Below are 13,396 nucleotides of genomic sequence, written 5' to 3'. Positions count from 1 at the left end.
TCTTCTCCCCTTTCCTATTAGTGTTTTGTTGTATAGTCGCGCTTCCGTGGTTGAATTAAAGACACATCAATATCTTCATAATGGAAAGCTGGGGCAGTTTTCGCATCTGTAAATTTAGCCATTGTTGTCTTCATGAATTCCTCATCATTCCGTTCAGGGAATTCAGGCTTATAATGGGCGCCGCGGCTTTCATTACGGTTGTACGCACCAAGCGTAATAACGCGAGCCAATTGCAGCATGTTTTGAAGTTGTCTTGTAAAGGCTGCTCCTTGGTTGCTCCATTTAGATGTATCATTAATATTGATTTTTTGGTAACGCTCTAACAGTTCTTGGATCTTTTCGTCTGTTTTCAACAGTTTGTCATTGTAACGAACAACTGTTACATTATCAGTCATCCACTCGCCAAGCTCTTTATGAAGAATGTAGGCATTTTCATTGCCATCCAATGACATAATATTGTTCCACTTTTCTTCCTGCTCTTTAACATGACGGTCAAAGACAGTAGAAGAAACAGCATCCGAGCTTTTCTCAAGTCCTTCAATATAGCTAACCGCATTTGGTCCTGCAACCATACCGCCAAAAACGGCAGAAAGCAGTGAGTTTGCGCCAAGACGGTTCGCACCATGCTGAGAATAATCACATTCTCCAGCAGCAAATAGGCCTGGAATGCTAGTCATTTGGTCATAATTAACCCAAAGTCCGCCCATTGAATAGTGAACGGCAGGGAAAATTTTCATTGGAACTTTACGCGGGTCATCACCAACGAATTTTTCATAAATTTCAATGATACCGCCAAGTTTAACATCCAATTCATGAGGATCCTTATGAGATAGGTCAAGGAATACCATGTTTTCACCGTTAACACCCAATTTTTGATTAACGCAGACATCAAAAATTTCACGTGTTGCGATATCACGTGGTACCAGGTTTCCGTATGCAGGATATTTTTCCTCTAGGAAGTACCAAGGCTTTCCGTCTTTGTATGTCCAAACACGGCCGCCTTCACCACGTGCAGATTCACTCATTAAGCGAAGTTTATCGTCACCAGGGATGGCAGTTGGGTGAATCTGAATCATTTCACCGTTCGCATAATATGCACCCTGCTGATAAACAATCGATGCTGCAGAACCAGTGTTAATTACTGAGTTTGTAGATTTACCAAAGATAATACCAGGTCCGCCAGTTGCCATAATAACAGCATCCGCAACGAATGATTTGATTTCCATTGTTTTTAAGTCTTGGGCAACGATTCCACGGCAAACGCCTTCCTCGTCAACGACTGCACCCAAAAACTCCCAGCCTTCATATTTAGTAACAAGCCCTGCTACCTCGTGGCGGCGAACCTGCTCATCTAATGCATATAAAAGCTGCTGACCAGTTGTAGCACCAGCAAATGCAGTTCTGTGGTGTTGAGTTCCCCCGAAACGGCGGAAGTCTAATAGACCTTCCGGAGTACGGTTAAACATAACACCCATCCGGTCAAATAAATTGATAATACCAGGCGCGGCATCACACATTGCCTTAACCGGAGGCTGGTTAGCCAAGAAATCTCCGCCGTAAACCGTATCATCAAAGTGAATCCATGGGGAATCCCCTTCACCTTTAGTATTTACTGCTCCATTAATACCGCCTTGGGCACAAACAGAGTGAGAGCGTTTAACAGGAACAAGAGAAAATAATTCTACAGGAGTTCCGTGTTCTGCAACTTTAATAGTCGCCATCAAGCCGGCCAATCCGCCACCGACAATGATCACCTTACCTTTACTCATCGTGACTCACTCCCTTAATCCAAATCCAATATTTTTCCAATCAAGAAATCATTAATTTATCAAACAAAAGCTAATAGAGTTTGAACGGCTACGATAGATAGAAGTACGAAAACTACCATCGTAAAATATGTAGCAATAGTTTGTGACCTTGGGGATTGCGTAATACCCCAGCTTACCATGAATGACCATAATCCGTTCGCAAAGTGGAAAATAGCTGAAATAATACCAATTACATAAAATGCAAACATGATTGGTGAAGAAAGAATATCATGCATCATTTGGAAGTTAACCTCAGCACCGAATGCAGCGGCAATACGTGTTTCCCAAACATGCCATGCGATAAAAATAAGAGTGATTACCCCTGATACACGCTGAAGCATGAACATCCAGTTTCTAAAGAAACCAAATCTTGAAACATTGTTTTTTGCTGTAAATGCAATGTACAATCCATAGATTGCATGGAACAGCAAAGGTAAATAAATTACTACTGTTTCAAGGACAATACGGAACGGAAGAGTCCCCATGAAATTTGCTGCTTTGTTGAAGGATTCCACTCCTTCTGTTGCAAAGTGGTTGACAATCAGGTGCTGTACAATGAATACCCCGATTGGGATAACCCCAAGCAACGAGTGCAGTCTCCGATTGAAAAATTCGCGATTCCCCGCCATTGATTTACCCCCTTTTAAATTTTAAAAAATGATGTTAAGTTTTTACTTCCTTCATTAATATAACCTAGCATCACTGTGACAATTATGTGACATGTCCATTTTACTCCCAACATCATAGAGCGTCAAGGAAACGGATACATAAAAAAGCGATGAAAAATAAAATTTTTAAAATATATTGATATTATGATAGATATGAATTTCGACATGTTATCATTTTGTAAGCGCTTTATTTTTGCTTGTAATTACCAACATCTTACGGGAGAATTTTTTTCCTATATCGGAAACGATAATTATGATAAGAAACAAGAACAAATATTGTAAAATAATAAATTTCTTTGCGACTTCTTTACATTATTAGAAAACTGTACTGAAACAGAACTCGATTTGTATATAATAGAATGATAGAAAGAGGGGAAGTAAATGAAAGATAGTGCAGTAATGGACCAAGATCTACAAACGCCGGAACCAAGGACAATCTCTATATTTGGCTATGAATTAATTAGAGAAGTTCTTCTTCCTGAAATTTTCGGCAAGGACACTCCTGAAATTCTTTACTGGGCAGGGAAACGTCTCGCCCGAAAATTTCCTTTGGAAAGCTACGAAAGCCTGATAGATTTTTTTGCAAAAGCTTCTTGGGGTGAGTTAGAAATTAAGAAGGAAGCAAAAAATGAGTTGGAATTCGAGTTGGCAAGTCCAATGATTGTATCGCGTGTTAAATCAAAAGCGGAAAACTTCTTTCAACTTGAAGCCGGCTTCCTTGCTCAGCAAATCGAAGTCCAAAAAGGGGCTATTGCGGAAACCTTCGAACACCCGGTCAAAAAATCGAACAAAGTTTGCTTCACCGTCAAATGGGATAAACTAGACTAAAAGAAAAGGGGGCCACAGGCCCCCTTTCTTAAGGCATAAATTCAGCTACGCCTCATGAACCGTCCTGCCGGACTCGCCAATCGGCGAGTTTTCATTTAATTTTGCCCAAGTTCAAATGCCTCGTGCAAGGCTTCTACTGCTTTGAGCATATTTTTTTCTTCTACTACAGCTGATACTTTGATTTCTGAGGTGCTGACCATCTTTACAGGAATATTGCTGTTCGCAAGAACCTCAAACATTTTCGCAGCCACACCAGGATTAGAAATCATTCCGGAACCAACAATTGATACCTTTGCCAGTTTATTCTCAGCATCAAGCTGGTCATAGGCAAGTGTTTCTTTATTGTTTTCAAGCACATTTAAGGTTGGGATCCAATCATCGGTATGGATGGAAAAGGAGAGATTGGCAGCTCCCTCTTCTGTTGTGCTTTGAATAATAATATCCACGTTAATTTGATTTTTGGCCAATGTCGTAAAAATAGTTGATAAGCTTGTTAATGAATTTCTAAGCCCTAAAACAGTAACACGTGTGATTCCATCTTCAAACGCGACTCCGCGTACGACTAAATTTTGTTCCATCGTTGCTTCCCCCTCAATTACAGTTCCTTCAACCTTCTCCATGCTAGAGCGGACCTCAAGCCTTACATTATAATTTTTTGCAAACTCGACCGCTCTTGGATGTAGAACTCCCGCACCCAAATTGGCCAGTTCAAGCATTTCGTCATACGATACCGATAATAATTTCCGAGCGTTCTTGACATAACGGGGATCCGTTGTAAATACCCCGGTTACATCGGTATAAATATCACATTTATCCGCATTTAGAGCAGCAGCCAACGCAACTGCAGTTGTATCAGAGCCCCCACGTCCGAGCGTAGTGATTTCCCCGTCTTCGGTAACCCCTTGGAATCCAGCCACGATGACGACTTTTCCCGCATGAAGCTGTTTTTGAACAGCATCAGTGTTTATTTTCGAAATCCTTGCATTGCCGTGAACAGGCTCTGTCATGATTCCAGCCTGCCAGCCTGTAAAGGAAACGGCCTCCAGCCCTTTTTGGTTTAAGGCCATCGAAAGCAATGCGATCGTCACCTGCTCACCTGTTGAGAGAAGCATATCCATTTCCCGCTTATTCGGCTGCTCGGATATTTCCTTTGCCATATTAACAAGCTGGTCCGTCGATTTTCCCATTGCCGAAACAACGACCACTACTTGGTTTCCACGTTCCTTTTCCCCCCGTACACATTCAGCGACATTTAGAATTTTTTCAATGCTGCCAACGGAGGTCCCGCCAAATTTCTGTACTATTAAACCCATGTCTTCCCCTTCTCTCAGTCATTCTTGTAAAAAAATAAAAAGCAATGGGAGCATATCCCATTGCTTTGAAAACACAAAATTAAAATTTTCGCGTTAGTAGACAATGAAAGATAGCGCTCCAAGACAACGGTCTTGACAATCCGGCATTTTTTCAATGACGAACCAGCAAGGAAAATAATGAGTGTTTCCCTACTTCGGCGAACATTCCCTTTCAAAGCCCATCGTTGAAGCTCATCCTTCTCCGGGCCTTTACTCTTGAAGCTCGCACCTCTACCTTCACTTTACTTATAAAAGTGATAGTCTATTAAATTTTTATTCATTATAGCATAGTAATATTAGAGTGACAATTATTGTGACTGAAGTTTTTTTATTAATTCTTCTGCCACATTTTGGGGGATTCCAATCCCTCTAAATTCCTCAAGGGTTGCCTCTTTCATTTTCTTAACAGAGCCAAATTCCTTTAATAGCTGCTTCTTGCGTTTTTCGCCAATCCCAGGAATATCGTCAAGTAGGGATTGGAATGCGGTTTTACCGCGTGTCTGCCGGTGGAAGGTAATCGCAAAGCGGTGAACTTCATCCTGGATTCGCTGGAGTAAATAAAATTCCTGGCTATTCCGGGCGAGCGCTACAATTTCTAATGGATTCCCATACATAAGCTGTGATGTGCGGTGCTTCTCATCCTTCACTAGTCCAGCGAGAGGTATGTCCAGCCCCAATTCATTTTCTAGCACATCGCGGACAGCTTCCACATGTCCCTTTCCACCGTCAATGATGATCAAGTCAGGCAGCGGAAGCTCTTCCTTTAGAGCCCTCGAGTATCTTCGTCTCGTTACCTCTCTCATTGATTCATAATCATCCGGGCCTTCAACAGACTTAATTTTATATTTCCGATATTCCCGCTTGTTTGCTTTGCCGTCTGTAAAAACAATCATCGCTGAAACTGGGTCTGTTCCTTGAATGTTAGAGTTATCAAAGGCTTCGATCCGGTGGGGCGTATAAATGCCAAGCATTTCTCCGAGGTTTTCAACGGCTTTGATCGTTCTTTCCTCATCTTTTTCAATAAGAGAGAACTTTTCATTCAAGGCGATTTTCGCATTTTTAATTGCCATTTTGACAAGGTCCTTCTTCTGGCCCCGCTGCGGCTTAATGACTTTTACTTCCAATAACTGCTCAGCCATCTGCAAATCCACATCGTCCTGGATGAGAATTTCCTTCGGTTTAAAATGGTTCGTCTTCTGATAAAATTGGCCGAGGAATGTGAGGATTTCTTCTTCCGGCTCATTATAAATAGGGAACATCGAAACGTCTCGTTCAATCAGCTTCCCTTGGCGCACAAAAAATACTTGAACACACATCCAGCCTTTGTCAACGGCATAGCCGAATACGTCACGGTCAGTAAAATCCGTCATCGTGATCTTTTGTTTTTCCATGATTGTTTCAATATGAATGATTTTGTCACGGAATTCCTTTGCTCTTTCAAAATCAAGCTCTTCCGCGGCAGCCTGCATTTTTTCTGTCAGATCCTTTTTTATTTCCTTATAACCGCCATTTAAAAAGCGGGTAATTTCATCGGTCATTTGTTTATACTGTTCTTCTGAAACCTCATTTACACAAGGCGCCAGGCACTGCCCCAAGTGATAATAGAGGCAGACTCGGTCAGGAAGCGTAGAACATTTGCGGAGCGGATAAATCCGGTCAAGCAGTTTCTTTGTTTCGTTGGCAGCCCCTACGTTGGGATATGGACCAAAATACTTACCTTTATCCTTTTTTACTTTTCTTGTAATAATTAGCTTTGGGTGTCTTTCCGCAGTCAGCTTAATAAATGGATAAGTCTTATCATCCCTAAGCATGACATTATATTTCGGATCATATTTTTTTATTAAATTTAATTCAAGCAGAAGTGCTTCAATATTGGATGAGGTCACGATATACTCAAAGTCTTCAATCTCGTTTACCAAGCGAAGGGTTTTCCCATCATGCGAACCGGTAAAATAAGACCGAACACGGTTCTTTAATACTTTCGCCTTACCAACGTAGATAATCGATCCTTGACGATCCTTCATCAAGTAGCAGCCGGGCTGGTCCGGCAGCAGCGTTAACTTTTGTTTAATGGTTTCATTCATTCCGGCCGCTCCTCCCACTCAGAGTTTCTCTTCAAATTTTAAATCAATCTGCCCGCAAATTAAAGAGGGAGTCTTTAGAAAAAAGAAAACCTTAACCGAAGTACCGGTTAAGGTTATTTTAATTGAGGGCTTATAGATGCTTTTGAAGTAAGCCAGCTAAAGCTTCTTTTGGTTGGAAGCCGACAGTTTTATCAACAACTTCACCGTTTTTCAACACTAGTAAAGTTGGAATGCTCATTACTCCAAAATTAGAAGCCGTTTGCGGATTTTCATCCACGTCAAGTTTCGTGATTTTTACTTTATCTCCCATTTCAGCATCAAGCTCTTCTAAAACTGGCGCAATCATTTTGCAAGGTCCGCACCATGGTGCCCAGAAATCTACAAGAACAAGACCTGAACCTGTTTCAGTCGCAAAGTTTTGATCTGTTACGTGTGCAATAGCCATTTTTCATTGCCTCCCTAATTAATACTTAAATCTAACGAAAGTATAACATCGAATGGAAAATCACGCTAATAATCTGTTTCGCAGGTAATTTACCCTTTTTGCCTAATAAGTATTCTATGCAAACTCATGATAAAGGCGAGCGGAACATCCCGCTCGCCCTCATAATTTTTGGCCAGCTCCAGCGCCTAGGGGCTCGCAGGTCTACAGCCAATCCGTCTAGAAGGCTAAAAAGCAGCCTTCTAGACGGCTCGTCTTATGCCTGTCGCCCCTGGTCAAGGCGCTTCCGCTCTTCTTATTATGAATGAACTTTAAGCTTTTTAAACTCTTCAGTTAAAAGTGGAACAACTTCGAACAAGTCACCAACGATACCGTAGTCTGCCACTTTGAAGATGTTTGCTTCAGGATCTTTGTTAATGGCCACAATAACTTTAGAGTTGGACATACCTGCAAGATGCTGGATAGCTCCGGAAATACCGCAGGCAATGTATAGGTCTGGAGTTACAACCTTACCAGTTTGGCCAATTTGCAGGGAGTAATCGCAGTATTCAGCGTCACATGCCCCGCGGGAAGCTCCTATTGCTCCGCCTAAGACAGCAGCCAATTCTTTTAGAGGTGCGAAGCCTTCTGCGCTCTTCACGCCGCGTCCGCCGGAAATAACGACTTTTGCTTCGCTTAGGTCTACACCTTCACTAGCTTTTCTGACTACCTCTTTAACGATGGCACGAAGGTCTTTGATTTCTACAGAAAGGGAAGAAACTTCACCGCTTCTTGACTCATCTTTTTCTAGTGGAGCAATGTTATTTGGACGAACAGTAGCAAAGATTAAACCGTCAGTCACAATTTTCTTTTCGAAAGCTTTACCGGAATAGATTGGTCTTGTAAAGACAACGTTTCCGCCTGCCACTTCAACAGCTGTAGCATCAGAAATTAGACCGGATGACAGCTTAGCAGCAATTCTTGGAGAAAGGTCTTTTCCAAGTGCTGTATGACCGAAAACAAGACTTTCAGGCTTTTCTTGGTCAATGACAGCTAATAGTGCTTGAGAATAGCCATCTGATGTATACTGCTTTAATTTTTCATTTTCAACAACAACGACGCGGTCTGCACCGGATTGAATTAATTCTGCACCAAGGCTTTGTACTGCTTCTCCAAGCAATACTCCTACTACTTCTCCGCCTTCAGCAACAGTTTTAGCTGCAGCAACTGCTTCAAAAGATACATTACGTAAGGATCCGTCGCGAACTTCTCCTAAAACTAATACTTTTTTAGACATTAGTGTTTACCTCCTGCAAATCAATTTTTATGATAAACCGATTAGACTACTTTTGCTTCAGTGTGGAGCAGTTGAACAAGTTCTTTTACTTGGTCGGCTAAATCGCCAGATAAAACCTTGCCTGCTTCTTTCTTTGGCGGCAGGTAAATTTCAATTGTTTTTGTTTTTGCTTCAACATCTTCTTCTTCTAGATCGAGATCATCTAATTCCAGCTCATCAAGAGGCTTTTTCTTTGCCTTCATGATCCCTGGCAATGATGGATAGCGCGGCTCGTTCAAGCCTTGCTGAGCAGTTACTAAAAGTGGAAGGCTTGTTTCGATTACTTCAGAATCCCCTTCAACGTCACGAGTAACAGTTGCCTTAGTTCCATCGATTTCAAGCTTTGTAATCGTGGTAACATAAGGAATGTTTAGAAGTTCAGCAACACGTGGTCCAACCTGGCCTGAACCGCCATCAATCGCTACGTTTCCGCCAAGGATTAAGTCAGCATTTTTATCTTTTAAGTATTCAGCAAGAATTTTGGCAGTTGTAAATTGGTCGCCATTTTCAACGTCATCTTCAGTATTGATGAGAACAGCCTTATCTGCACCCATGGCAAGCGCAGTACGCAATTGCTTTTCAGCTTCTTCGTTGCCGACAGAAATAACGGTTACTTCGCCACCGTTTGCATCACGGACCTGAATCGCTTCTTCGATGGCGTATTCATCATAAGGGTTAATGATGAATTCAGCACCATCTTCATTGATTTTGCCGCCGGAAATCGCAATCTTTTCCTCTGTATCAAAGGTTCTTTTCATTAACACAAAAATGTTCATGGTTACCCTCCTAAATATTCAAACATTTGTTTAGTTTGAAAGATTGAGAAAATTTTTTATAAAAAAATATAATAAGCTTCCTAGCGAGCACTCGCTCGGAGGACTAGGAAAGTTTATTCACCTTTAAAATGAGGTTCTCTTTTTTCAATAAAGGCTTGAATGCCTTCTTTGGCATCTTTAGAAACAAATACTTCACCAAATAGTTCTGATTCCCGCTTTACACCTTCATAAAATTCTTTCGTTTTTGAATAGTTTAACAGTTCAATAGCGGCTTTGACAGAGCCAGGGCTCTTCTTGGCAATTTTTCCAGCCAGTTTATAAGCTTGTTCCAAGACTTCATTTTCCGGATAAGCATGGTTAGCCAGTCCATATTGAACCGCTTCCAATCCAGTGATTGGCTCGGATGTTAACATCATCTCCGCCGCTCTAGCGGTTCCAACATATTTTGGCAGACGCTGGGTACCAGCAAAGCCTGGAATGATACCAAGCTGCAGTTCAGGAAGCCCTAGTTTCGCAGTTTCGCTGACAAGACGGATATGGCATGCCATTGCCAGTTCCAGCCCGCCACCTAGTGCTGCACCGTGAATAGCGGCAATAATAGGTTTTGGAAATTTCTCCATCCGGTCAAACAAATCTTGGCCAAATTTGCCAAGGTTTGAAAAACCTTCTGAAGAACTTACTGTCGTAAATTCTTTAATATCGGCACCTGCCGAGAAAAAGCGGCCATCACCATGGATAACTACTACTCTAATCTCGCGGCTTGGTTCAATTTCATCTAACACTGCGGATAATTCCCGTAAAAGGCCTGATGAAAGCGCATTTGCTGGAGGACGCTGCAACGTAATGGTTGCGATGGAGTCCTCCACTGACCATTTTAAATATTCCATAGTATCCCTCCCCTAATTTGTGATCTAGCAGCCTGCAAACCCGTTGATTAATAGACGATGGACTTTAGGTGCGAGCGCTGCCAAGTTAAATTTTTCCTCTTTTAAAACCCAGGATGTGACAATCTCATCAATGGTACCAAAGACCATTTGACGGGCAAGCCGAACATCGAGGTCGTCAGAAAACTCACCAGTTTCTTTACCTTCCATTATAATCTTATCAATCACCTGCAGATAGCCTTTTAGAACATTATTTATTCTCATGCGCAGCTCCTTGTTGGATTGGCGCAATTCCAACTGTGTGACGACTGCATATCGATAGTCTTCTGAAAGAAGCTGAAAATGAGTTTCAACCAACACTAATAACTTCTCTGCCGCCGTCTCTTTTCCTGCAATTTCTTCATCTATTTTTTCTATGAAGCTTCCCATTTTTTCTTCAAAGAGTGAGATAAGGATGTCTTCTTTGTTTTTAAAATACAAATAAATCGTGCCGTCAGCCACTCCAGCCTGTTTAGCAATCTTGGAAACCTGAGCTTGGTGATAACCGTTTTCAGCGATCACAACTACCGCAGCATCGATAATTTGCATATATTTTGGCTTCATTTTTTTCATATACATTCCCCCCTTTGAAGAAAAATTTACAAACCAATCAAAATTAAAAGGAAAAAATATGAATGAATCATCATTCATATTTTTATAATAGTTTTTATATATCTTTCTGTCAAGAAAGACAAGCTATTTTCTTCATAATATTTTAAAAATTAATATTTGACAAGTTACGCGTGCTTTTTAGCCTCTTCTTCTAATTTTTTAATTTCTTCGTCTACAAGCATTCTTCTTAAAATTTTCCCTACAGCGGTTTTCGGAAGTTCACTTCTGAATTCGTATAGTCTTGGCACTTTATAAGCAGTAAGGAATTTTCTGGCATACTTGTTCATTTCCTCTGCAGTAACCGTTACGCCCTCTTTTAAAACAATGTACGCCTTAACCGTTTCACCCCGATAAGGGTCAGGCACACCCGCGACGACAGCTTCGACCACATCGGGATGTTGATATAAAACTTCTTCTATTTCACGCGGATAAATATTAAATCCGCCTGCGATAATCAAGTCTTTCTTCCGGTCAACCACATAAAAATAACCGTTTTCATCCATGTATCCCAGATCACCTGTATGCAGCCAGCCGTCTTTTATTGTTTGCGCTGTCTCCTCAGGCCGGTTCCAGTAGCCCTTCATTACCTGCGGGCCTTTAATGATGAGTTCGCCAATTTCTCCAGCAGGCATCTCTTCTTCCGTTTCAGAAGATACAATTTTGGAATCCGTATCAGGATACGGTACGCCGATGCTGCCCTTAACTCTTACTGCCCCCCATAAGAAGTTGGAGTGAGTAACTGGTGATGCTTCTGAAAGACCATAGCCCTCGACAAGTTTCCCGCCTGTAATTGCCTCGAATTTTTCCTGAACTTCATGCGGAAGCGGAGCCGAGCCGCTGATACATGCCTCAATTGATGATAAATCATATTTTTTCAAATCTGGATGTTTTAACAGGCCGATAAAAATAGTTGGTGCTCCCGGAAAAAGCGTTACTCGGTGTTTTTGTATCGCTTTCAACGTCTCAAGCGCATCAAATTTAGGCATTAAAATCAATTTAGCGGCCATCTTTACGGACAAAATCATAACCGTGGTTAAGCCAAAGACATGGAAGAACGGCAATATTCCCAAGATGACTTCTTTTGCTGGCTGGGCTTTAAAGACCCAGGCCTGGTTCATCGTGGTATTGGCATTCACATTTTTATGGGTTAGCATGACACCTTTCGCCACACCGGTCGTTCCACCGGTATATTGAAGCAAGGCAATATCTTCATCAATATTGATGTCATATTCCATTAATTTTTTCTTCTTTTGTTTTAAAACCTCTGTCAGCAAATGGGTGCTGCCCTCATGTTTTACATTTACAACAATTCCGTATTGTTTTTTCTGGATGTAAGGGTAAACTAAGTTTTTAGGAAATGGGAGGAAGTCTTTGATAGCGGTAACAATGATGTGTTTTAAATCAGTGCGTGGCATTACTTTTGCGACGCGCGGGTAAAGGATATCCATTGTGACAATGACCTTTGCGCCAGAATCATTCATTTGGTGTTCAAGCTCTCGTTCTGTGTATAATGGATTTGTTTCCACGACTACCCCGCCGGCGATCAGAATTCCGAAGAAGCAGATAACATTTTGCGGGCTATTCGGAAGCATAATTGCAACGCGGTCACCCTTTTGAACTCCAAGATTCGCCTGCAGATAGCCGGCAAAGCTTTGGGCATCTTCATAGAGCTGTTTAAAGGTAAGCTCCTTCCCCATAAAGTGGAGTGCCACTTTATCCGGAAACTTCTTGACTGTTACTTCCAAGTATTTGTGTACTGGTTCTGTGGAGTATTCCAGTGTGGCAGGTACTTCTTTAGGATAATTTTTCAACCACGGTTTTAACTCCGACATAATAAGCCCCCTTATGTTTATTAAATTATGAAAATTCCAACATCTAAACCTATTATAGAACAAATTTTCTCAATAAACAATTTCCATTTCCATATCTTGAAATAATTACAACCTTTTGTCTATCAACTATATAAGCAATAGTTTATCTAGTCTATTCACGTTTGAAATTCATGATTTTTTTCGTAATCATTATGTTTATAAAATAAAAAAATCACCGTGCAATAATTTCACACGGTGATTTTCCATAATTTAAAATAAGAGATAGATAACGCCCAGCACCACGAATAGTCCGCATAATCCTATTAGTACTTTTGCTAATGTTTCCACAAACTCTCTCCCCTTATGATATTCCTGCCCCGATGACATAGGATAGCCCAATGGAAATAATCATCGAAATCAAGCCTACAGCCCGATTATCATTTTGAATTTCTTCATCAATTTTAAACTTTGGAGTTAAAAATTCAAAGATAAAGTAACCGGCCAGTAGTAGTACAAAGCCGTATATGCCCCAGCCAATCATGGAAAGCAATGAACTGTGGTCTTCAATGGTATGCCTAAAAATATTGGCAACGCCAAAAATTTTACCGCCGGTTGCCATTGCCACAGCCAAATTTCCCTTCTTTATTTCCTCCCAATTTTTGTATTTCGTAACCATTTCGAAAACAGCTAAAAATACAATCATACATAAAATGACAACACTGTAATAGGCCGCTATTTGAATATATTCGTTTTCCCAGAACTGGTCCATTGCCTACT

The 13,396-nt window shown here is 41.1% G+C and carries 12 protein-coding genes and 1 riboswitch; of the genes, 1 reads left to right on the top strand and 11 read right to left on the bottom strand.

The features are described 5' to 3' along the window. Positions 1-17: 17 nt before the first annotated feature. Together sdhA and KHA99_RS23735 are read right to left on the bottom strand one after the other, a co-directional pair. A complete protein-coding gene (gene sdhA, locus KHA99_RS23740; protein WP_213119970.1) occupies positions 18-1,769 on the bottom strand; it encodes a succinate dehydrogenase flavoprotein subunit in 1,752 nt (583 codons plus the stop codon). A gap of 59 nt (positions 1,770-1,828) precedes the next feature. Then, on the bottom strand, positions 1,829-2,437 hold the full coding sequence (locus tag KHA99_RS23735) for a succinate dehydrogenase cytochrome b558 subunit (RefSeq protein ID WP_213119969.1): 609 nt from the start codon (positions 2,435-2,437) through the stop codon (positions 1,829-1,831). Positions 2,438-2,857: 420 nt separating this feature from the next. Here KHA99_RS23735 and KHA99_RS23730 point away from each other — a divergent pair, with 420 nt between their 5' ends. Further along, positions 2,858-3,304: a YslB family protein gene (locus KHA99_RS23730; protein WP_213119968.1), complete on the top strand. Its 447-nt coding sequence runs from the start codon at positions 2,858-2,860 to the stop codon at positions 3,302-3,304. 95 nt (positions 3,305-3,399) lie between these two features. Here KHA99_RS23730 and KHA99_RS23725 read toward each other — a convergent pair whose 3' ends face one another. From KHA99_RS23725 to KHA99_RS23685, 9 genes are all read right to left on the bottom strand, one after another. Further along, positions 3,400-4,617 (bottom strand): aspartate kinase, encoded by a 1,218-nt coding sequence (locus tag KHA99_RS23725; RefSeq protein ID WP_213119967.1) that lies wholly within the window; start codon positions 4,615-4,617, stop codon positions 3,400-3,402. Between the two features lie 103 nt (positions 4,618-4,720). Then, positions 4,721-4,898: riboswitch (Lysine riboswitch) on the bottom strand. A gap of 66 nt (positions 4,899-4,964) precedes the next feature. Further along, positions 4,965-6,740: an excinuclease ABC subunit UvrC gene (gene uvrC / locus KHA99_RS23720; RefSeq protein WP_213119966.1), complete on the bottom strand. Its 1,776-nt coding sequence runs from the start codon at positions 6,738-6,740 to the stop codon at positions 4,965-4,967. A 130-nt stretch (positions 6,741-6,870) separates the two neighbouring features. Further along, a complete protein-coding gene (gene trxA / locus KHA99_RS23715; protein ID WP_213119965.1) occupies positions 6,871-7,185 on the bottom strand; it encodes a thioredoxin in 315 nt (104 codons plus the stop codon). Between the two features lie 295 nt (positions 7,186-7,480). Then, the gene (locus KHA99_RS23710; RefSeq protein ID WP_213119964.1) at positions 7,481-8,458 is read right to left on the bottom strand and encodes an electron transfer flavoprotein subunit alpha/FixB family protein; all 978 of its coding nucleotides are present in this window, start codon (positions 8,456-8,458) and stop codon (positions 7,481-7,483) included. Positions 8,459-8,499: 41 nt separating this feature from the next. Next, on the bottom strand, positions 8,500-9,273 hold the full coding sequence (locus KHA99_RS23705; RefSeq protein WP_213119963.1) for an electron transfer flavoprotein subunit beta/FixA family protein: 774 nt from the start codon (positions 9,271-9,273) through the stop codon (positions 8,500-8,502). Positions 9,274-9,386: 113 nt separating this feature from the next. Further along, positions 9,387-10,160 carry an enoyl-CoA hydratase gene (locus tag KHA99_RS23700; protein ID WP_213119962.1) on the bottom strand — a complete coding sequence of 258 codons (774 nt, stop codon included), beginning with the start codon at positions 10,158-10,160 and terminating at the stop codon, positions 9,387-9,389. Positions 10,161-10,184: 24 nt separating this feature from the next. Further along, a complete protein-coding gene (fadR, locus tag KHA99_RS23695; protein ID WP_213119961.1) occupies positions 10,185-10,769 on the bottom strand; it encodes a fatty acid metabolism transcriptional regulator FadR in 585 nt (194 codons plus the stop codon). A gap of 164 nt (positions 10,770-10,933) precedes the next feature. Then, a complete protein-coding gene (locus KHA99_RS23690) occupies positions 10,934-12,640 on the bottom strand; it encodes an AMP-binding protein (protein WP_213119960.1) in 1,707 nt (568 codons plus the stop codon). Positions 12,641-12,980: 340 nt separating this feature from the next. After that, positions 12,981-13,388: a DUF350 domain-containing protein gene (locus KHA99_RS23685; RefSeq protein WP_213119959.1), complete on the bottom strand. Its 408-nt coding sequence runs from the start codon at positions 13,386-13,388 to the stop codon at positions 12,981-12,983. Between the last annotated feature and the right edge of the window lie 8 nt (positions 13,389-13,396).

The sequence above is a fragment of the Neobacillus rhizophilus genome (assembly GCF_018343535.1).
Lineage (GTDB): Bacteria > Bacillota > Bacilli > Bacillales > Cytobacillaceae > Neobacillus > Neobacillus rhizophilus.
Note: the sequence above shows the minus strand (reverse complement) of the source record. Positions and strands in the feature narration are given on the sequence as shown.

What these genes read in the sequence shown, in the direction of transcription:
- KHA99_RS23685 (WP_213119959.1), bottom strand. Translation starts at nt 13,388, where the DNA reads ATGGACCAGTTCTGGGAAAACGAATATATTCAAATAGCGGCCTATTAC.
- uvrC (WP_213119966.1), bottom strand. Translation starts at nt 6,740, where the DNA reads ATGAATGAAACCATTAAACAAAAGTTAACGCTGCTGCCGGACCAGCCC.
- KHA99_RS23725 (WP_213119967.1), bottom strand. Translation starts at nt 4,617, where the DNA reads ATGGGTTTAATAGTACAGAAATTTGGCGGGACCTCCGTTGGCAGCATT.
- trxA (WP_213119965.1), bottom strand. Translation starts at nt 7,185, where the DNA reads ATGGCTATTGCACACGTAACAGATCAAAACTTTGCGACTGAAACAGGT.
- fadR (WP_213119961.1), bottom strand. Translation starts at nt 10,769, where the DNA reads ATGAAAAAAATGAAGCCAAAATATATGCAAATTATCGATGCTGCGGTA.
- KHA99_RS23735 (WP_213119969.1), bottom strand. Translation starts at nt 2,437, where the DNA reads ATGGCGGGGAATCGCGAATTTTTCAATCGGAGACTGCACTCGTTGCTT.
- KHA99_RS23690 (WP_213119960.1), bottom strand. Translation starts at nt 12,640, where the DNA reads ATGTCGGAGTTAAAACCGTGGTTGAAAAATTATCCTAAAGAAGTACCT.
- KHA99_RS23705 (WP_213119963.1), bottom strand. Translation starts at nt 9,273, where the DNA reads ATGAACATTTTTGTGTTAATGAAAAGAACCTTTGATACAGAGGAAAAG.
- sdhA (WP_213119970.1), bottom strand. Translation starts at nt 1,769, where the DNA reads ATGAGTAAAGGTAAGGTGATCATTGTCGGTGGCGGATTGGCCGGCTTG.
- KHA99_RS23710 (WP_213119964.1), bottom strand. Translation starts at nt 8,458, where the DNA reads ATGTCTAAAAAAGTATTAGTTTTAGGAGAAGTTCGCGACGGATCCTTA.
- KHA99_RS23730 (WP_213119968.1), top strand. Translation starts at nt 2,858, where the DNA reads ATGAAAGATAGTGCAGTAATGGACCAAGATCTACAAACGCCGGAACCA.
- KHA99_RS23700 (WP_213119962.1), bottom strand. Translation starts at nt 10,160, where the DNA reads ATGGAATATTTAAAATGGTCAGTGGAGGACTCCATCGCAACCATTACG.